The organism is Kribbella sp. HUAS MG21, from assembly GCF_040254265.1.
Taxonomy (GTDB): domain Bacteria; phylum Actinomycetota; class Actinomycetes; order Propionibacteriales; family Kribbellaceae; genus Kribbella.
This window is the reverse complement of the sequence record NZ_CP158165.1, coordinates 1,974,990-1,994,258: the sequence shown is the minus strand read 5'-3', so window position 1 is coordinate 1,994,258 and position 19,269 is coordinate 1,974,990. Positions and strand designations below refer to the sequence as shown.

17 protein-coding genes are annotated in these 19,269 nt (G+C 69.8%); 8 read left to right on the top strand and 9 right to left on the bottom strand.

Translation table 11 applies throughout. The annotated features are described in order from the left end of the window. Positions 1-233 precede the first annotated feature (233 nt). Genes ABN611_RS09460 through ABN611_RS09450 form a run of 3 tightly spaced genes read right to left on the bottom strand, consistent with a single transcriptional unit; the run spans position 234 to position 3,267 of the window. On the bottom strand, positions 234-1,718 hold the full coding sequence (locus ABN611_RS09460; RefSeq protein ID WP_350279437.1) for a class I SAM-dependent methyltransferase: 1,485 nt from the start codon (positions 1,716-1,718) through the stop codon (positions 234-236). Further along, positions 1,718-2,767 (bottom strand): pseudaminic acid synthase, encoded by a 1,050-nt coding sequence (gene pseI, locus ABN611_RS09455; RefSeq protein WP_350279436.1) that lies wholly within the window; start codon positions 2,765-2,767, stop codon positions 1,718-1,720. Before pseI ends, ABN611_RS09460 begins: the two co-directional genes overlap by 1 nt. Beyond that, a complete protein-coding gene (locus tag ABN611_RS09450; RefSeq protein WP_350279435.1) occupies positions 2,764-3,267 on the bottom strand; it encodes a GNAT family N-acetyltransferase in 504 nt (167 codons plus the stop codon). The genes pseI and ABN611_RS09450 overlap by 4 nt, the downstream gene beginning before the upstream one ends. Positions 3,268-3,350: 83 nt before the next feature. On the opposite strand from ABN611_RS09450, the gene ABN611_RS09445 reads away from it, so the two are divergent. Next, the gene (locus ABN611_RS09445) at positions 3,351-4,928 is read left to right on the top strand and encodes a family 10 glycosylhydrolase (RefSeq protein WP_350279434.1); all 1,578 of its coding nucleotides are present in this window, start codon (positions 3,351-3,353) and stop codon (positions 4,926-4,928) included. A gap of 3 nt (positions 4,929-4,931) precedes the next feature. On the opposite strand, the gene ABN611_RS09440 is transcribed toward ABN611_RS09445, so the two are convergent. Continuing rightward, positions 4,932-7,322 carry a hypothetical protein gene (locus ABN611_RS09440; RefSeq protein ID WP_350279433.1) on the bottom strand — a complete coding sequence of 797 codons (2,391 nt, stop codon included), beginning with the start codon at positions 7,320-7,322 and terminating at the stop codon, positions 4,932-4,934. Positions 7,323-7,438: 116 nt separating this feature from the next. On the opposite strand from ABN611_RS09440, the gene ABN611_RS09435 reads away from it, so the two are divergent. From ABN611_RS09435 to ABN611_RS09420, 4 genes are read left to right on the top strand one after another with little or no spacing between them, the layout of a single operon-like run. Next, positions 7,439-7,687 (top strand): hypothetical protein, encoded by a 249-nt coding sequence (locus tag ABN611_RS09435; RefSeq protein ID WP_350279432.1) that lies wholly within the window; start codon positions 7,439-7,441, stop codon positions 7,685-7,687. Between the two features lie 11 nt (positions 7,688-7,698). Then, positions 7,699-7,950, top strand: a complete 252-nt coding sequence (locus tag ABN611_RS09430; protein WP_350279431.1) for an acyl carrier protein — start codon at positions 7,699-7,701, stop codon at positions 7,948-7,950. Next, complete coding sequence (locus tag ABN611_RS09425; RefSeq protein WP_350279430.1) at positions 7,947-9,188, top strand: AMP-binding protein; 1,242 nt, start codon at positions 7,947-7,949, stop codon at positions 9,186-9,188. Before ABN611_RS09430 ends, ABN611_RS09425 begins: the two co-directional genes overlap by 4 nt. Further along, a complete protein-coding gene (locus tag ABN611_RS09420; RefSeq protein ID WP_350279429.1) occupies positions 9,181-9,930 on the top strand; it encodes an SDR family NAD(P)-dependent oxidoreductase in 750 nt (249 codons plus the stop codon). The genes ABN611_RS09425 and ABN611_RS09420 overlap by 8 nt, the downstream gene beginning before the upstream one ends. Positions 9,931-10,056: 126 nt before the next feature. On the opposite strand, the gene ABN611_RS09415 is transcribed toward ABN611_RS09420, so the two are convergent. Continuing rightward, positions 10,057-11,442 carry an FAD-binding oxidoreductase gene (locus ABN611_RS09415; protein ID WP_350279428.1) on the bottom strand — a complete coding sequence of 462 codons (1,386 nt, stop codon included), beginning with the start codon at positions 11,440-11,442 and terminating at the stop codon, positions 10,057-10,059. Between the two features lie 181 nt (positions 11,443-11,623). Between ABN611_RS09415 and ABN611_RS09410 the strand changes: the two genes are divergently transcribed. Together ABN611_RS09410 and ABN611_RS09405 are read left to right on the top strand one after the other, a co-directional pair. Further along, positions 11,624-12,829 (top strand): DUF2786 domain-containing protein, encoded by a 1,206-nt coding sequence (locus ABN611_RS09410; protein ID WP_350279427.1) that lies wholly within the window; start codon positions 11,624-11,626, stop codon positions 12,827-12,829. Next, entirely contained in the window at positions 12,826-13,344 is a 519-nt protein-coding gene (locus ABN611_RS09405; protein ID WP_350279426.1) for a dTDP-4-dehydrorhamnose 3,5-epimerase family protein, read from the top strand. Before ABN611_RS09410 ends, ABN611_RS09405 begins: the two co-directional genes overlap by 4 nt. On the opposite strand, the gene ABN611_RS09400 is transcribed toward ABN611_RS09405, so the two are convergent. Next, positions 13,325-13,903 carry a helix-turn-helix domain-containing protein gene (locus ABN611_RS09400; protein WP_350279425.1) on the bottom strand — a complete coding sequence of 193 codons (579 nt, stop codon included), beginning with the start codon at positions 13,901-13,903 and terminating at the stop codon, positions 13,325-13,327. The genes ABN611_RS09405 and ABN611_RS09400 overlap by 20 nt on opposite strands. 134 nt (positions 13,904-14,037) lie before the next feature. On the opposite strand from ABN611_RS09400, the gene ABN611_RS09395 reads away from it, so the two are divergent. Further along, positions 14,038-15,516 (top strand): MFS transporter, encoded by a 1,479-nt coding sequence (locus ABN611_RS09395; protein ID WP_350279424.1) that lies wholly within the window; start codon positions 14,038-14,040, stop codon positions 15,514-15,516. Here the strand turns inward: ABN611_RS09395 and ABN611_RS09390 are convergent. Genes ABN611_RS09390 through argS form a run of 3 tightly spaced genes read right to left on the bottom strand, consistent with a single transcriptional unit; the run spans position 15,505 to position 19,249 of the window. Beyond that, positions 15,505-16,485 carry a GNAT family N-acetyltransferase gene (locus ABN611_RS09390; protein ID WP_350279423.1) on the bottom strand — a complete coding sequence of 327 codons (981 nt, stop codon included), beginning with the start codon at positions 16,483-16,485 and terminating at the stop codon, positions 15,505-15,507. The two genes, ABN611_RS09395 and ABN611_RS09390, sit on opposite strands and share 12 nt — an antisense overlap. 40 nt (positions 16,486-16,525) lie before the next feature. Further along, positions 16,526-17,554 (bottom strand): alpha/beta hydrolase-fold protein, encoded by a 1,029-nt coding sequence (locus ABN611_RS09385; RefSeq protein ID WP_350279422.1) that lies wholly within the window; start codon positions 17,552-17,554, stop codon positions 16,526-16,528. Between the two features lie 15 nt (positions 17,555-17,569). Then, the gene (gene argS, locus ABN611_RS09380) at positions 17,570-19,249 is read right to left on the bottom strand and encodes an arginine--tRNA ligase (protein ID WP_350279421.1); all 1,680 of its coding nucleotides are present in this window, start codon (positions 19,247-19,249) and stop codon (positions 17,570-17,572) included. Between the last annotated feature and the right edge of the window lie 20 nt (positions 19,250-19,269).

The window sequence follows — 19,269 nt, the reverse complement described above, 5'->3', positions numbered from 1 at the left end:
ACCCGCGCGCACCCGCGCGCACCCGCGCGCACCCGCGCGCACCGCGCCGCGCACCCGCGCGCACCCGTGCACCCGCGCTCCGCACCCGCGCTCCGCACCCGCGCTCCGCACCCGCGCACCCGCGCTCCGCGCACCTCGGGCGAACCCTCCAGATCAGGGGGCATCCCTTCAACTGGAGGGTTGCCCACTGAAAATCTGAGGGGGCAACCCTCCAGCTGAGCTGGCAAGCCGCGTCAGCGGCGCGCGATCAGCAGTTGGTGCGTGACCGGCCAGTCGACGCGGTCGCCGTCGGGGGTGGTGATGGCGGCGACCGGGCTGATGCGGTTGTCGACGACCCAGTCGTTGCGCCAGCTCTTCGAGGACGGGTCGATCGTGAAGCCGGCGCGTTCGGCGACGGCTGACCAGCCGGCGAAGTTCAGGCCGCAGAACTGTTCGTGGGTCTCGCTCAGCCAGTTGTCGACGTAGTCCTTCCGGGTGAGGAAGTCCATCGCGTCGGCCAGCCGCAGCACGAACCCGTCGCCGCGGACGTCGTACCCGAACGGCACCTTCGCGTTCCGCCGGAAGTCGTGCGCGAACTGGAAGAACCGCGCCCGCGTCGACAGCTTCCCGACGTACGCCGCGGGGTCGCCGAGCGCCTCGAGTACGACGACATCGTCCGGGTTCTCGCCGTCGCTGTCGTCCAGCGTCAGTACGACGGAACGCTCCGGCTCGTCCGGCCCGCACACGTCGGAGTTGATCCACACTCCGCCCGGTGCCGTGTGCGCGTAGAGCGCGTCCGCGAACCGCTGCACCGTTTCCGGGCGCGAACCGTCGGCGTACGACCAGATCTCGTGGGTCAGCGCGAGCGTCAGCGTGGTGTCGATCGAGCGCGGCGGGAAGACCGCGGAGCCGAGCATGTTGCGCTGGTAGAAGTAGACGTTCGGGTTGCCGAAGAGGCCCTGCTCCTTCTTGTGCACGCACTCGGCGTACAGGTGCCGGGCGACCTCGACGCCGATCAGGTCCGACTCGTGGAAGCGCGGGTCCGCGTCGACCAGCTGCAGGGTCGCGCCGGTCGCGCAGCCGATGTCGAGGATCCGGCCGGGCCGCACGAAGTCCTTGATCTGCAGCCATTTCCGGTCGGCCGCGGTCTCGAACGCGTCGGCGTACGTCTTGTAGTCGCGCGTCGTGGTCAGCCCGCCGTCGTCGCCGACCACCGGGTCGTTGACGCAGCGCGCGACGTGCGCGTCCAGGGCGTACCGCTCGAAGACGTCCACGGTCGCCGGATGCGCGAGCTCCTTCCACTGCTCGTTGCCCGCAGCAATCATCAGCAGCACGTCCCAGGGGCGCGCCGTACCCTCGGGCTCGACCCCGATCACCTGGTACCCGAGCTGCTCGTACAACTTGCTCACCTCAGGCGTTGAACACGCGACGACCGTGTTCTCCGGCGTCAACCGCACGAGATCGTCGGTCCCGGCCTCGATCGCCTTCACCGTCACCTCGGCGAACTCGTCCGTCGGCGGTGTGTCCACCACCCCGACCACCAGCGACCGAATCCCCTCCACCACGCTGAACCGCTCGATCGCCGCTTCCCGCCGATGGAACGGCACGGGATTCCGCTTGGTGGTCTGATGATTGGCCGACGTCACCGCCCACACCACAGTCCGCTCAGCGTGCTCCCGCAGGAACTCACCCTGAAATCGGGTCAGCACGTGGTGCCGGCCCGGAAACAAGAGATACATCAGAGCAGGTCCCAGGTGAGCGGGGTGCCGGCCTTCGCGGCGGTGCGGAAGGGGCGGCCCGCGACCTGGGGGAACAGGTCCGGGGCCAGGCCGCCGGCGGGGCGGATGGAGCGGACGTTGTCGGGGGTGATGAGGTCGCCGGCCTGGACGTCCTGGGTGACGTAGAGGGAGCGGCGGAAGCGGAGCACGTTCTGCTCGGCCTGCTTGGGGCCGATAACGGGGTCGCCGAGGGACAGTTGGGCGACGCGCGTGCTCTCGACGAGGAGCTCCAGCTCCCACGGTTCGAGGGAGAAGGCGGAGTCGACGCCGCCGTCGACGCGCTTCAGTGTCACGTGCTTCTCGATCACGGTCGCGCCGAGGGCGACCGCGGCGACGGCGGCGCCGATGCCCATCGTGTGGTCCGACAGGCCGACCTGGACGCCGAGGGCGTCGCGGAGGACCGGGATGCCGCGGAGGTTCGACTGCTCCGGCGGCGCCGGGTAGCTCGCCGTACAGGACAGCACGATGATCTGCTCGTTGCCGGTCGAGCGCGCCGCCCGGACCGCGGCGTCGATGTCGGTCAGCGTCGCGGACCCGGTGGAGATGATGATCGGCTTGCCGGTCTCGGCCATCCCGCGGACCAGCGGCAGGTCACCGATCTCGTTCGAGGCGACCTTGTACGCCGGAACGTTCAGCTTCTCCAGGAAGTCGATCGCGGTCGGGTCGAACGCGGACGAGAACGCGACCATCCCGAGCGACGCCGCCAGCTCGAAGATCGGCTCGTGCCAGGCCCACGGTGTGTGCGCCTCCCGGTACAGGTCGTAGAGCCGCGCCTCGCTCCACAGCTCGTGCTCGGCCGGCAGCCGGAAGGCGGGCAGGTCGACGTCGAGCGTCATCGTGTCCGCGGTGTAGGTCTGCAGCTTCAGCGCCTGCGCGCCGGTCTCCGCCACGGCCCGGACGATGTCCAGCGCCCGCTCCAGGTCGCCGTTGTGGTTCCCCGACATCTCGGCGATGACGAACGGCTGGTGTTCCGGCCCGACCGGCACCCCACCGATCTCGATCGACTTCATTTCTTCCCCTTACGATCCTGCTTGCGCAGGCTGATCGGTATCACGGTGACCTCGCGCCCGTCGGCGTACCGGGTCTCCGGGGTGCCCTCGGTGAACCGGAACCGCCGGTTCATCTGCCGGACCACGGTGTTGTGTTCCAGGACCTCGCCGGTGAGTACGTCGAGACCGAGCTCGTCGAACGCGTACGCCGTCGCCTCGCGCATGATCTCGATCCACGCCGGCAGCGTCTCGCCCCGCTCGGCCAGCCCGTCGGCGTCCAGGAAGAACCCCCACGCCCCCGTCGTACCGTCCAGGTCGAAGAAGTTGACCACCCCGGCGGTCGCCCCGGCGCGCTCGTAGATCAGCACCCGCCGCGACGGGTCGACCGACGTCTTCGCCCACCAGGCGGCGTGCTCGTCGGCGCCGATCTCGTGCGCGGTGATGCTCACGTCGCGGTTGGCCTGCTGGTTCCGCAGTCGCCGGATCGTGTCGACATCGTCGTCAGTGGCGGTCCGCAGCATGCACCTAACCTAGCGTCTTCCGGGAAGTCCCCAGATGTGTAAACATCTTTCCACTTCACCGGAAAGCGTAGTCGGAGAGTGACATGAGAGTCTGGCGGGCGATGGGTGTTCTCGGGGTGACGGCCGGTGTGCTGCTCGGTGGTCTGAGCAGTACGGCGTCGGCCGTGGAGACGGCGGGGAACGAGCAGAAGTGTGCGCCGAGCGCGTCCACGCCGCTGCGGCAGTTCCGGGCCAGCTGGGTCGCGTCGGTGGTGAACATCGACTGGCCCTCGAAGACCGGCCTGAGCGCCGCGCAGCAGCAGGCCGAGCTGATCGGCTGGCTCGACGACGCGGCCCGGCAGAACCACAACGCGGTCATCCTGCAGGTCCGGCCGACCGCGGACGCGTTCTGGCCGTCCAAGGTCGAGCCCTGGTCGCGGTACCTGACCGGCCAGCAGGGCGGCGACCCCGGCTACGACCCGCTGGCGTTCGCGGTCGCCGAGGCCCACAAGCGGAACCTCGAGCTGCACGCCTGGTTCAACCCGTACCGGCTGTCGATGAACACCGACATCAACGCGCTGCTGCCGACCCACCCGGCGCGCCAGCACCCGGACTGGGTCGTCTCGTACGGCGGGAAGCTGTACTACAACCCAGGCATCCCGGCCGCGCGCGAGCTGGTCGAGGACGCGATCATGGACGCGGTCGAGAACTACGACATCGACGGCGTGCACTTCGACGACTACTTCTACCCGTACCCGGTGGCCGGCCAGGTGTTCGACGACGCGGCCACGTTCGCGCAGTACGGCGGCGGCTTCACGAAGCTGGCCGACTGGCGGCGGAACAACATCGACCTGCTGATCCAGGAGCTCGACCAGAAGATCCACGCGAGCAAGCCGTGGGTGAAGTTCGGCGTCTCGCCGTTCGCGGTCTGGCGCAACAAGGGCACCGACCCGGAGGGCTCCGACACCACGGCCGGCGCGCAGACGTACGACGACCTGTACGCGGACACCCGGAAGTGGGTCCGCGAGGAGTGGATCGACTACATCGTGCCGCAGGTCTACTGGGCGGGCGGGTTCGCGCCGGCGGACTACAACAAGCTCGTCCCGTGGTGGGCGGACCAGGTCCGCGACACCCGCGTCCACCTCTACATCGGCGAGGCGACGTACAAGGTCGGTACGTCGGCGCAGTCGCCGGACTGGTCGGACCCGAAGGAGCTGAGCGACCACCTGGCGTTCACCAGCACGATCCCCGAGGTGAAGGGCAACATCTACTTCTCTGCGAAGGACGTGCGCGCGGACCGGCTCGGGGCGACCACGCTGCTCAACAACACCTGGTACTCGCGGCCGGCGCTGGTGCCGACGATGCCCGCGCTCGACTCCCGCGCGCCGCTGCCGGCGCACGCGGTGCACGCGACGCGGACCGCCGACGGTGTCCAGGTGAAGTGGTCGCGGACGTCGCAGGACACCACGGCGTACGCGATCTACCGGCGTGAGCTGCGCGGCGGCGACCACTGCCCGGACAACGACGCCCGCAACCTGATCGCCACGGTCCGCTCGACCGGGGCTGCGCAGTCGTACGCCGACAGCACGGCCACTCCGGGGACGGCGTACATCTACTCCGTCACCGCGCTGGACCGGCTCGCCAACCAGAGCGTGCCGATTCCGGCGGTCTCGCTCCGCTGATGCCTACCGGCTCGGTCCCGGCGTGGTCGGGGCCGAGCCGGTGTTGAACGTAGGCAGGCTCGACGACGGCGTCAACGTCGGGAAGCTCACGGTCGGCGACGGCCGCGTCGGCAGGGTCTGACCCGGCGACGGCGTCCCGGTCGGGAACGTCGGCGTGGGGGACGTCGGCATGGTGAAGGTCGGTATCGGCGTCGGCGTTGGTGTCGGGGAGGGGAACGGGTTCTCCGGTGGCGGCGGGTAGATCTGGTAGACGCGGACCGTCCCCAGCTGGAACCTGAGCTCGGTCAGCCTCTCCAGGTTCTCCGGCGGTGCGCTCACGCGCTCGTCGAGCAGCAGCCACTGCACGTCGTACCTCGTCCGCAACGTCTCGATCGCCTGCCGGCTCGGGTTGCTGAACACCTCGTCGTTCAGTTCGAGCAGTTCCTGGTCCCGGTACGGTCCCTGCACGCCCGCCGGATAGCTGTCGTCCACCCGCGTCCGGTACGCCCATCCTTCGAGCAGCACGCGCCGCTCGGCGTACCCGGCGATCCAGTACGACCCGATCCCGCAGTGCGACGCCCGCGGCTGATGACAGTGCAGGTTCGTGGCGATCCGGTCGTTCGACCCCGAGTTCCGCCGGATGAAACGCGCGGCCTCGATTCCGCCCGGCGCGATCGACTCGTACTCGGTCAGCGGCGGCGACGCGAACCGGCGTACCGACGCGACTGTCGGCGACACCGTCGTACCCACCAGCACTGCGACCGCGATCACCGCCCAGGTCCGCCGCGAACCGCGCAGGACCAGCCCGAACACACCGATCCCGAGTACGGCGATGACCAGCGCGACGACGAGGCCCTGACCGAAGCAGTCGGCCGACGTACACGTATCCGGCGAGCGGTACCGCCCCCAGTAGATCGCGGCGGCGCCGATCGCGAGCGCGACCCCGGCGATCCAGTACTGGCGCCGCTCCAGCGACCCCAGGCCCCACGTCGCGAGGAGCACCCCGAACACGAACCCGGTCCGCACGAAGAACAGTTGGGTGTCCCCACGATCGGCGAGCAGCGACGCCCCGAGCACCGCGGCCGCGAATCCGGCCAGCAGGAACGCCGCCATCGGATCGCGCGGCACCCGCCGCCTGATCAGCAAGGCGCCGACCACTGGCATGACCCAGCCGACCACGACCACCGCGCCGATCACGGTGACCGCGGACCCGCCGCCCATCCGCTCCGCGAGGCTCTCGAACGTCGCCCCGGGATCGAACCGCACACTCGAGGCCGCGCCCCGCAGTACGAAGAAGAACGTCAACGCGTACGCCGCCGCAACGCCGAGCCCGAGCACCAGCGCGCGCAGGTTCAACCGCCCGGCCCGGACCGTCAGGTAGATCCACGCCACCGCGAGCCCGGTCGCGTACACGGGCAGCGCCGTCGCCTTCGTCAGCGCCAGCGCGGCGACCAGCACGCCCGCGGCGACGAACAGCCGGAACAACTGACCCCGCGTCGTGCCCGGACGCCGTCGCAACAGCAGCGCCGTGACCGCGATCAACGGCAGCAGCAACACCGTCGAGAACGCCTGCGGCGGATTCGTCAGCTGACCCAGCGAGAACGGCCCGTCCGCGAACACGCGGTCCGACACCGCCCACGGCCACGCGACCAGGTCGCCGCCGGCCACCACCAGCGCCGCCCCGATCGGACCCGCCACCGCACGGCCGGTCAGCAGCATCGCCACCGCGGCCGCGCCCAGAACCGTCAGCAGGATCCACGCGAACGGCGCCATCCGGTGCGTGAGCACGTCGAGCGGCACGGTCGTGATCCAGTGCGCGGACGCGAGGTGCTCGTACGCCGCCCAGTGGCTCGTCAGCCAGCCGCTGTCGGCGTACGGGATCCGCGGCGGGAAGTGATGGGTGAGCTCACCGGCGAGCGCGAGGTTGTGCGGGGCGTCCGAGTTCGGCCGGAGCGCCTCGGGCCCGTTGAGCGGGATCAGTTGCGAGCCGACTCGGACGAACCAAGCGGCCGCGACGCCGACCGCCAGCATCATGCCCGCCATCGACCACCACGGCGTCGGCCGCTCGGGCAGCGCGGGCCGCGGCAACGCCCGCCACATCCCGAGCGCCAGCGCCGGCATCAACCAGGCCGCGAACGGCATCTTGAACAGCATCCCGAGCGGGTAGATCAGGGCCTCGACGGCCAGCCCGAACGCCGTACCGAGGACGACGTCCGCCGACCTCCACCCGACTCCACCGGTCAGCCGCCGCCAGAACATCGTGCCGGGCACGACGATCACGACCAGCAGGTAGCCGAGGTACGCGGCCGGCATCCACGGCGGGTGCTCCTGCAACGCGACGAACCACGCGATCGGCAGCACGGGCAGGGTCACCGACGCCGCGGTCCGCTTGCCGCGCCCGGCCGCTCTGGTCATCGGCAAAGTGTATGAGTCCGGTCCGTCCGGTTCGTGGCCGGTCAGCCGTTTACCAGCAGGAATTTCCTCTTTACACTCGGTAATCTCCCACACCCCGCAGTGTTCGGGAGGTCCCGGTGTTCGTGCAGCACATCGCCGGCCTGCCGGTCGAGGAGATCCTGCTCGCCGCGCTCGCCGCCGCGGCCCCGGTGATCACCCTGGCCGTGCTGGAGATCAGGAGCCGGATCAAACGGTTGAAACGCTTCCTGCGGCGGCCGGCGACGCGCCCCACTCACCAACCCGGCAGGACCCCGTGCCGGCGCTTTCGCCCGAGCGTGACGAACCCGCCCCGCGGATGGTTGGGAGTGGGGGACGTCCGCGGCTAGGCTTCGGGACTATGAGTTCGGTGGATCGGAGTCGGGTCAGGGAGTTGATGGGTGAGGTGATGACGGCCCAGGGCCGTGCGTTGCCGGCCGACGACACGGCGGACCTCCGCGAGATCGGGTTCCGGTCGCTGGACTTCTCCGAGCTGGCCCTCCGGGTGGAGGACGAGCTCGGCGACGAGCTGAACTTCGATGCCCCCGGGCTGCGCCGGATCGCGACGGTCGGCGACGTACTGGATTTCATCGAACACCTCCAGTCGGCGTGAGCACCCGGCGCCGCAGCACCGCGCTGATCGGTGACGACAACACCGTCGTCGTCGGCGGCAAGCGCCTGACCTGGCGGACGTTGCACAAGCTCCCGCAGCTGCCGTCGCCGGCCGCTGTCCTCGTCGACAACGGCGCCGACGCGCTCGCCGCGCTGCGCCACCACGCCGTACACGGCACCGAGCTCCTCGTCGCCACCGAGACCCGGGTGGACGAGCTCATGCGCGAGGAGCTGGGCGAGTCCGGGTTCGCGATCGTCCTGCCCGACGGCACGGTCACGCCGGCCAAACTCAAGCGGGTCGAGGAGTCCGGGCGGGCCTGGCTGCTCACCTCCGGCTCCACCGGCCGTCCCAAGCGCATCGGCCACACGCTCGAGTCCCTGACCACGGTCACCGCCGACCAGCCGCCGCGCACCTGGCTGCTGCCGTACTCGCCCGGCACCTACGCCTGGTGGCAGGTCGTCACGCTCTCGCTCACCCAGGCCGACCAGGGCCTCGTCGTCGTCGAGCCGCACGAGCTGGAGGACTGGCCCGCGATCGCCACCGAGCACGGCGTGACAGCCGCGTCCGGTACGCCGACCTTCTGGCGTCAGGCCATCTACCGCGACGCCGACGCGCTGGGCGCCGTACCGCTGGAGCAGCTCACGCTCGGCGGCGAGCCCGTCGACCAGGCCATCCTCGACCAGCTCCGGGAGATCTTCCCGAAGGCGCGGATCTCCTGGATCTACGCCTCGTCCGAGGTCGGCGCGTCGATCGTCGTCCACGACGGCAAGGCCGGGTTCCCGAAGGCGTGGCTGGACCGCGAGCCGCGGCCGGACCGCCCGGTGCTGAGTGTCGAGGGCGACGAGCTCGTCATCCGCTCGCCGCACCACGGCGCCGGGCTGGTCGGCGCTGTTCGTACCGGCGACCGGGTCGAGTACGACGGCGACCGGGTGCTGATCACCGGCCGGCTGGACAGCGACGAGATCAACGTCGGTGGGTCCAAGGTGTCGGCGGGTGTGGTCCGCAACGTGCTGATGGGGCATCCCGGCGTCTCGTGGGCGCGGGTGTTCGCCCGGAAGGCGCCGCTGGTCGGCCGGATGGTCGCGGCCGAGGTGGTCCCGAACCGGTCACTCGGCCCGATCACCGACGCCGACCTGGTCCAGTGGTGCTCGACCCGGCTGCCGGACTACGGCGTGCCGCGGCGGATCAAGTTCCTCGACGAGATCCCGCAGAAGGAAACCCTGAAGAGCGATGTCTGAAATTCCCAGTGCTTTCCCGCCGGCGTCGGTCGTGCTCGTGTCGGGTGGTTCCCGCGGGCTCGGCCTCGCGATCGTCACCGACCTGCTGGAGACCGGCCGGAAGGTGGCCGCGTTCGCCCGCACCGTCACGCCGGAGCTGACCGCGCTCGGCGAGAAGTACCCGGACCATCTGTACTACGGGTCGGTCGACGTCAACGACCAGGCGGCCGGGCAGGCGTTCGTGAAGGAGGTCGAGCAGGCACTCGGCCCGATCGACGGCCTGGTCAACAACGCGGCGATCGGCCAGGACTCGCTCCACGTCCACACGTCGGCGGAGCACCTGGCGGAGATCATCCAGACCAACCTCACGTCACCGCTCATCCTCACGCGCTTCGTCCTGCGCCGGATGCTGGCGAAGGGCTTGAAGGGCCGGATCGTCAACATCACGTCGATCTGCGCGCAACGCGGATTCCCGGGCCTGGTCGCGTACTCGGCCACCAAGGGCGGAATGGACGCCGCCACCCGCGCACTGGCCCGCGAACTCGGCGGCCGCGTCCTGGCCAACGCAGTGGCCCCCGGCTTCTTCGCCTCCGAAATGTCCGCCGTCCTGGGCCAGACCCAACTCGACCAAATAACCCGCCGAACCCCCACCGGCCACCTCACCGAACCCGAAGAAGTCCTCCCCGTAATCCGCATGCTCCTCCTGGAAAACACCAACATCAACGGCCAGGTCCTGGTAGTAGACGGCGCCGCCTCGATCTAAGGCTCCTGGGCGCCGAGTCGTGGAGAAGGGTTCCGGGCCGGTTCGCCCAGTCGTGGAACGTGGCTGCCGCGCGGCCGCCAGAATCCACGACTCGACGAACCCGGAGCCGAGCGGTACCGCTGGTGGTTATGGCTTGATGTTTTGGTTGCGGTGGAAGATGTTTGTCGGGTCGTACTTGCGTTTGATGTCGACCAGGCGGTCGTATTTGGTGCCGTACGACGCGCGGAGGCGGTCCTCGTCGGGGTCGGTGAGGCCGTTGACGTAGCTGCCGATGTTGATCGCGTGGGGCTGGAGGGCGTTCCAGAACTTGCGGACCCACGCGCGCTCCGCCTCCAGCGCCTCCAGGACCGGTGTAGTAGCGATGACGAACATCGCGTAGCGCTCCGCCCGCTGCCCGCTGAAGGCGGTCGCGTCGTCCGCAGTCTCCAGGTAGCCGTTGTCGAGGTGGTAAAACATCGTCACCGACAGCGGCGACGTCTTCAGCGGGAACTGCTCGGTGATCACGTCGATGACCCCGTCGCTCAGCTCCGACAGGTACGTCCCCTTCTCGTAGTGGTACGTCCCCCACGCGTTCGGCTCGTCGAGCAGCTGCTGTACGGCGACGTACGGCATCGGCGTCGCGAACTCGAACAGCGGCGCCACCGACCCGCGCAACCGCTGCATCGCCTCCGCGTGCTGCTCCGCCGACCCGAACCCAACGGCCACCAGCGCGTACCCGAGCTTGAAGTGGTGCTCCGCCGGGACGAACGGCGCCGGCGGCGCGTTCAGGCAGGCGATCACCACGTTGACCTCGCGCGGCAGCGCCGGAATCACCTCGCGCGCCGCCCGCAGCATCTGCGCGCCGTCCGCCTGGTCGAAGAATGCGATGCCGTAGTTCACGATCGGCCCGGCCTGGTGCAGCCGGAACTCGAACTCGGTCACCACCCCGAAGTTCCCGCCCCCGCCGCGCACCGCCCAGAACAGGTCCGCGTTCTCGTCCGCCGCGGCACGCCGCAGACTCCCGTCCGCCGTGACGATCTGGACCGACTCCAGGTTGTCGATGCTGAGCCCGTGCATCCGCGTCAGCAGCCCCATCCCGCCGCCGAGCGTCAGCCCGCCGACGCCGGTGTGGCTGACGATGCCGGCCGGTACGGCGAGTCCGTGTTCCTGGGTCGCCGCGTCGAGGTCCCCGAGCAGCGCCCCGCCGCCCGCGCGGGCCCGCCGCGCCTCCGGGTCGACCGACACCTGGTTGAGCAGGCTGAGGTCGATCATCAGTCCGCCGTCCACCGACGACAGCCCCGCCATGTTGTGCGCACCGCCGCGGACCGCGATCTCGAGCCCTTCGGCAACCGCATACCGTACGGCGGCCTGGACGTCCGCGGCCGACCGCGGCTGGACGATCACCGCCGGCTCCCGGACGTGCTCGGCGTTCCACAGCCGCCGCGCCGCGTCGTACCCCTCGTCGGCCGGTGTGAGCACCGTCCCTTGCAGGTTCGCCCGCAGGGCCTCGAATTCCTCCGCAAGCTGAGTCATGCGTGATCCTCCCCGAATGTGTGCCGCCGTCAGGCTCGGTGCCTGATCCCCCGGCGGGACCGATGCGCAGCGCACGAGCTGTGCACCAGATCTGCTCCCAGCATCCAGAACCGGCGGGTTGTCCACAAGGGATCGCGGTCCCGGTTGAGCGGGAAATCCTCCCGGTGTCAGACTCGGCCGGGTGAGTGACGAGGAAATCCTGCGCCTGTTGCCGGTCGCGGCGGCGAGTGTTGCCCGAGGCGACGATCGGGCGGATACGGAACTGGCGCGTCTCGGGGCGTACGACGAACGTGACCGGGCGCAGGTGGATCGTTGCCTGGAGTCGTTTCTCACCGGCTTGCTCCGTACGGCCTGGGAGCGCGGCTGGGCGCCGGCCGACGTCGTGCAGTACGGCCGCCGCGAGCTGGACCCCGGCATCGAGCCGCTGCTGGTCGCCACGATCTCCGAGGAGCACCGCTCCTACCACCCCGACACGATCGACCCGCGCTGGCTCGACCAGCTCACCGATGTCGGGGTGACACAGCCGTTTACGCAACTCAGCCTCACTTCCTGGGCCGCTGCGGCTCGGATCGGTCGCTATCTGCTCTTCCACCAGGCCCTGTCCATCGCGGGCTTCCTGCAGACGCTGCCGATCATGGCCCGCCTGCTGCCCATACCTGGTACGACGGCCCGCCACGACCGTGCCGCCGTACCGGCGAACGGGAAGATGCTCGCGCGGATCCGGGCGCTGCTCGCCAAGGCGGAGGCGACCGAGTTCCCGGACGAGGCCGAAGCCCTGTCCGGTAAGGCGCAAGAGCTGATGGCCAAGTTCTCGCTCGACAGCGCGCTGGTGGAGGCGGAGGTGGAGATCCCGGACGACTCGGCCGCGCGCCGGCTCTGGGTGGAGACGCCGTACGTCTCGGCCAAGGCACAGCTGGTCGGTGCGGTCGCCGCGGCGAACCGGTGCCGGACCGTCGTGATCGAGGCGCTGGCCGTGGTCACGATCGTCGGCTCCGAGCTGGATCTGCAGCACACGGAGATCCTCAGCACCTCGCTGCTGGTGCAGGCGAATCGCGCGATGCTTGCCGCAGGCAAACACGTCGGCCGGCGCGGTGAGTCCCGGACCCGATCGTTCCGGCAGTCGTTCCTGATGGCGTACGCGCTGCGGATCGGTGAGCGTCTCCAAGCGACCGCGTCCGCTGCGGAGGCCGCCGTACCGGAGACCGATGCGCAGCGGCTGCTGCCGGTGCTGACGAAACGCGAGGAGCGGGTCGAGGCCTTGTACACCAAGCTGTTCCCGCACACGACGACCCGGCGGACCCGGATCACGAACGGCGCCGGCTGGGAGGCGGGCCTGACTGCAGCGGATCAGGCGCAGCTGGACGCCCGCCGCCAGGTGCGCCGGTGAGAGCGCACCGGACGGCGATCGACGGCGTACTGCGCATCGAACTGGAGGTCAAGCCCAACGACGACGGCTGGTTCAAGGAGAACTTCCACCGCGCGAAACTCGCCGAGCTCGGGATGGATGTCGTCCAGCACAACGTCGCGCACTTCGAGCAGGCGGGCGTCCTGCGCGGGATCCACGCCGAGCCCTGGGACAAGTACCTGTCGCCGTCGTCGGGCCGGGTGTTCGCCGCCGTCGTGGAGCTGCGAGACACCGCCGCGTTCGGCCGCGTCGAGACCTTCGAGCTCGGTACGTCGGACGCACTCTACGTGCCGCGCGGCGTGGGGAACTCGTTCTGCACGCTGACGCCGCACACGACGTACAACTTCCTGGTGAACGAGCACTGGTCGCCGGAGCGGATCGCCGTCGACCCGTTCGACCGGGAGCTGGCCATCGACTGGCCGGGCGACGACCTCAAATACACCGAGCGGGACGCCGCGAACCCTTCGCTGGACGACCTCAGGAGGCAGCGGGCCTGAGGCCGCAGAGCACGATGTCGAGCAGGCGATGCGCCTGCTCCGGCTGGGTGTCGGAGTTGTGGGCGATGCCGCCGACCAGCCGCATGACGTCCATCAGCTCCAGCTCCGGACGGACGTCGCCGGACGCCTTCGCCTTGTCCAGCAGCAGTTGCCCGGCCTCCTGCACGTTCGCCTTGCAGGCCGCGAAGAACGGCGAGTCCTTGCCCAGAGCATCGATCAGTTCACCGGCCAGGCTCTTCTTGGACAGGCCGTAGCCGACGAAGCTGCGCAGCCACGCGGCGAGCGCGTCGAACGGCTCGAGCTCCCGGTCGAAGTCGTACGCGCGGTCGCAGACCGACTGGATCTCGTCGACGTACACCGCCTCGAGCAGCGCGGTCCGGCTCGGGAACCGGCGGTAGAGCGTGCCGATGCCGACGCCGGCCCGGCGGGCGATCTCCTCGAGCGACGTGCCGGTGCCGTGCTCGGCGAACGTGTCCCGGGCGGCCGTCACCAGGCGGTCGTAGTTCCGGGCGGCGTCCGCGCGGGTCGGCCGCGCGCACGGCAGGGGTTGCGGCGCCACCAAGCCTCCTCGCAGTCCATGCCGAAAGTCCGGCCAGAATATCGGTTGCAAAAGCGGAGGATGCCTCCGTATTGTATCCGGAGGAAGTCTCCGCTTTCTCTCACAACTGTAGCCCCTCCGGGGTAAGGAGCACTATGTCGGCAACATCAGCGGCGCCGGCCGGCGCCGACTCGGCCACGCCTGCCCGGCGGCCGGGGGTCGTACTCGCAGTCATCCTGGTCACCCAGCTGATGGTGATCCTGGACGGCACCGTGGTGAACATCGCGATGCCGCACATCCAGCAGGCCCTGGACTTCAGCCCGTCCAGCCTGTCCTGGGTGCAGAACGCCTACGCGCTCGCGTTCGGCGGTCTGCTCCTGCTCGGCGCCCGCGCCGGCGACCTGCTCGGCCGCCGCCGGGTGTTCGTCACCGGCATCAGCGTCTTCACGCTCGCCTCGCTGCTCGGCGGACTCGCTCCGAACGCCGAGTTGCTGCTGGCCGCCCGGGTCCTGCAGGGCATCGGTGGTGCCATCGCGGCCCCGGCGGCGCTGACGCTGCTGATGCTCACGTACCGCGAAGGTCCCGAGCGGATGAAGGCGCTCGGCTACTACAGCCTGGTCTCCTCCGGCGGCGGCAGCGTCGGGCTGGTGCTCGGCGGGATGCTGACGGACTGGGTGTCCTGGCGCTGGGGCCTGTTCATCAACGTCCCGATCGGTATCGCGCTGGTGATCGCGGCCCGCCGGGTGCTGACCGAGACCGCGCCGGAGACCGGCCGGTTCGACGTGGCCGGCGCGCTCACGTCGACGCTCGGCATCACCTCGCTGGTGTACGGGTTCATCCGGGTCGCCGAGGTGGGCTGGTCGTCGGCCGAGGTGCTGATCGCATTCGCGGCCGGTGTCGTGCTGCTCGTCTCGTTCGTCCTGGTCGAGCGCCGGGTCAGCCACCCGATCGTCCCGCTGCGGCTGTTCCGGTCGCCGGTGCGCTCGGCGTCGTACCTGACCATGCTGCTCGTGGTCGGGACGATGTTCGGGATGTTCTTCTTCCTCACGCAGTACCTGCAGGGCGTGCTCGAGCTGAGCCCGCTCGCGGCCGGGCTGGCGTTCCTGCCGCTGACCGGTCTGCTGTTCACCGCGTCGCGCGTCGTACCGAAGCTGATCACCCGGATCGACGGGGCCAAGCTGATGCTGGTGGGGTCGGTCCTCGTCACGCTCGGCACGGTCTGGCTGACCCGGCTCGGGGCGCACAGCGCGTACCTGCAGGACGTTGTCGGGCCGCTGCTGCTGTTCGGCGCGGGCGCCGGGATGATCTTCATCCCGCTGGTCGGCCGCGCGATCGAGGGCGTCGCGCCGGAGGACTCGGGCGCCGCGTCCGGCATGCTGAACGTGGTCCAGCAGGTCGGCGGCGCGCTCGGCCTCGGCATCCTGGTCACGATCTTCGGTACGGCGAGCCGGAACTCCACGGCCACCATTCCGCGCGAGATCCTGGTCGACGGTGTGCACGCGGCGTTCGTCGGCGCGCTGGTCTACGCGGCGTTGAGCCTGGCGATGATCGTGTTCACGGTCCGCCCGTGGAAGTGGTTCCGCAACGAGCCGGAGCCGGTCGAGGCTCCGGCCGTCGTGGACTCACACGTCTGAGCGGATCGGCAGCTGGTAGTTCGTGAACTTCTTGTGAGTGGTGAAGCCGAGGCGCTCGTACAGGCCGAGGGCTCCGGTCGGGTTGTCGGCGTCGACGCCGAGCGAGGCCCGCTCGTAGCCGGCCTGTGCGGCCTCGGCCAGCACCTTCGCCAGGGTGGCGCGTGCCAGCCCGCGGCCGCGGTACGCGCGCCGGGTGCCGACCTGGCCGATGTAGAGCTCGCGGACCCCGGTCGCCTCGGTGTCCGCCTCCCACTCGAAGCAGTTCACGTACGCCGCCACGGTGTCGCCGTCCAGCACGACGTACGACTGCGCGCCGCGGAACGCCCGCGCTCCGACGGAACGCTGCCGCCAGGCCTCGACGGTCGGCGGCGTCCAGCCCCAGTGGTCGGAGAAGGCCTCGAAGTGCGCCTGCCGCAGCGACTCCTCGTACGCCGGGTCGTACGACGCCAGCCGCAGTCCGTCGGCCAGCTGCACCTCGGGCACCGGCTGGTCGAGCGGCCGCCGCATGTCGAAGAAGAACCGCTCGGGCTTGAACCCCAGCCGCTCCAGCATGCTGATCGCGCTGACGTTGTCGCTGTTCGTGCCGGCGCCGACCTGACCGGGCGACTCCGGGTGCTTGGCCGCGTGCAGTTCGCCGGCGCGCCGGATCAGCCAGTGCATCAGCGCCGTACCGAGGCCGCGCCGCCGCCACTCCGGGTCGATCGTGCCCTCGGCGCGCACGCGGTCGACGTCCACCACGGACGTCGCGACGTGCGCGATGCCGTAGCCGATCATCCGGCCGTCGGCCCACAGGCCGAGGCTGTCCCGCGGCAGGTCGAGGTGCGGGAGATCCAGCTCCTCGGACAGATCCTCCGGGCTGTAGTTCTCGCCGTCCTGGTCGACCTTCTCCTTGGCAGCCATCAACGCCGCCCACGCTTCGACGTCGCCCTTGTCGATCGGGCGCGCTTCGATCCCCTCCGGCCAGCTCATCCCTCGACGGTACGGCGTCCACGCCCCGACGGCATGTGATTTAGCTGAGCTGCTCCGCGAGCCAGCGCACCGCCAGCGGGTAGCGATACTCGATGCCGCCGTGCGTGCCCTCGAACAGCTCGAAGTGCAGCCGCTCCTCCGGTACGCCGACCTGTTGCGCGGCGCGGTGGAACGCGGTGGCGCCGAGGTCGAGGTAGTACTCGTCCTGCTTGCCCGCGTCGATCCACACCGCGCGCAACGAGCGCAGCGCCTCGGCGTACTGCGGCTCCTTGACCATCTCGACCGGGTCGCGCGACAGCCAGCGCGCCCAGATCTCCGGCACGATCGCGCCCAGGTCGTCGAACGGCAGCAGCACCGTGCCGTCGGGCTCCGCGGAGTACGCCGACGCGTACCCGTAGATCTCCAGCAGGTGCAGGTCCTCCATCGTCGTCCGGCCGGTCTTGGTGGCCAGCTCCTCGAAGTACTTGTCGTAGCTGCCGTCGTACTTGTCCCGCAACGTCCGCGCCCGCTCCGGGAACTCGGGCCGGTAGCAGACGTCGAAGAGCGCGTCGCCCGCATGCGTCGCGAGCGCCCCGAACACGCCCGGCCGCAGCAGCGGCGTCACCATCGCGGTGTACCCGCCGCTCGACTTGCCGGTGACGGCGCGGTGGTCGCGGTCGGGAACGGTCCGGTACGTCGCGTCGACCCACGGCACGATCTCGTCGCACAGGTACGACTGGTACTGCCCGGTGCCGGGCGAGTCGAGGCACTGGCTGCCGCCGTACTTCGTCCACGAGTCGACGAACACCACGATCGCCTTCGGCGCGCCCTCCTCGGCGAACATCGCGTCCAGCAGCTCCGGGTACGGCTGCCGGAACGGGACGCGGTTGAACCACATGCCGACGTGGCCGGTGTAGCCCATGGTCACGTAGATCGACGGATACCGTTCGGTCGAGTCGTCGTACCCAGGCGGCAGGTAGACGAGCACCGGCCGCTCGTGCGGGTCGCCGAGCGGGTTCCCGCGCAGCAGCTCACTCGTGTACGTCGTCTGATCCAGGCGTCCCTTGAACTCGGCCGACCACGGCAGCATCCGTCCTCCAATGACTCACATCGCGTCGGGGGCCTCGATCCCGAGCAGGCCGAGTCCATCCTGCAACACCTTCCGGGTCGCCGTGCAGAGGGCGATCCGGCTTGCTCTGGTCTCGCCTTCGCTGCTCAGCACCGGGCACTGCTCGTAGAACACGGACAGCGCCGACGCCACGTCGTACAGGTAGGTGCAGAGCCTGTGCGGTTGCAGGGTTTCGGCGACCTGCTCGACGGTCGCGGCGAAGCCGGTGAGCAGGAGTGCCAGCCGTTGTTCGGCGGGGTCCTCGAGCTCGGTGACCTCTGTCGCGTCCTGGCCGGCCTTGGCGAGCAGCCGCGTGAGCCGGGCGTGCGCGTACTGCAGGTACGGGCCGGTGTTGCCGGTCATCGCGACCATCCGGTCGAGGTCGAACACGTAGTCGTTGCCCCGGTCGCTCGACAGGTCGGCGTACTTCACCGCGCCGATGCCGACGGCCCGCGCGGTCGCCTCCCGATTGATGCCCTCGCGACCGGCCAGCAGCGCGTCGGCCCGGTCGACCGCACCGGTCAGCAGCTCGACGAGCTTGATCGTGCCGCCTTCCCTTGTTTTGAAGGGCTTTCCGTTCGGTCCGAGGACAGTGCCGAAGGAGACGTGTTCAGCTGGAACGTCGAGCCAGTGGGCCGTTCTCGCGAGTGTGACGATCATGTCGAAGTGCAGCGCCTGCCGGTGGTCGACCACGTAGACGATCCGATCGGCGTGCAGGGTGTTGACCCGGTGGCGTACCGCGGCCAGATCGGTCGCGCTGTAGCCGAATCCGCCGTCGGACTTCCGGACGATCACCGGCAGCGGCTCGCCGTCGCGGCCGAGGTAGCCGGGCAGGAACGCGCACATCGCACCCTCGGACTCGACCAGCAGTCCCTGCTTCAGCAGGTCGTCGACGACGTGCGGGAGGTCGTCGTTGTAGGCGCTCTCGCCGTACACGTCCTGCCTGGTCAGGGCGGACCCGAGCAGCGCGTACACCTTGTCGAAGTCGTCCAGCGACACGTCGACCATGTGCCGCCAGATCGCCCGCGTCTCCGGGTCGCCCGACTGCAGCGCGACCACCCGCAACCGCGACCGGTCGGCAAAGGTGCCGTCGGCATCGAAATGCTTCCGGCTCCGCTCGTACAGCCGCTGCAACCCCTCCAGATCCAGGGATTCGGCGGTGATGCCTTCGTCGAGCAACTGCTCGATCATCATCCCGTACTGCGTGCCCCAGTCGCCGACGTGGTTCTGCCGGACGACGTCGTACCCGACGAACCGCAGGACGTTGCAGAGCGCGTCGCCGATCACCGTCGACCGGAGATGACCGACGTGCATCTGCTTGGCCACGTTCGGCTGGGAGTAGTCGACGACCACGCGCTGGCCGTTGCTTCCGAACGTCTCCGGCTCGTTGACCGCCTTGGCGAGCGTCTGCGGCAGCAGCGTGAGGTTGATGAACCCCGGACCCGCGATCTCGGGCGGCCGGCACAGGTCGTCGATGTCGAGCGCGGCGACGAGCTGTGCCGCAATCTCCCGCGGCGGCTTGCCGAGCGCGTTGCCGATCCGGAGCGCGAGATTGCTCTGGAAGTGCCCGAACTCCGGCTTCGTGGCGGACCGCAGCTCCGGGTCGTACGACGTACCGAACGCGGCCGTGGCGGCAGCGGACAGTCTGGTGGACAGGACAGGCAGAACTGCGGACATGACTATGGTCCTTCAGGGAG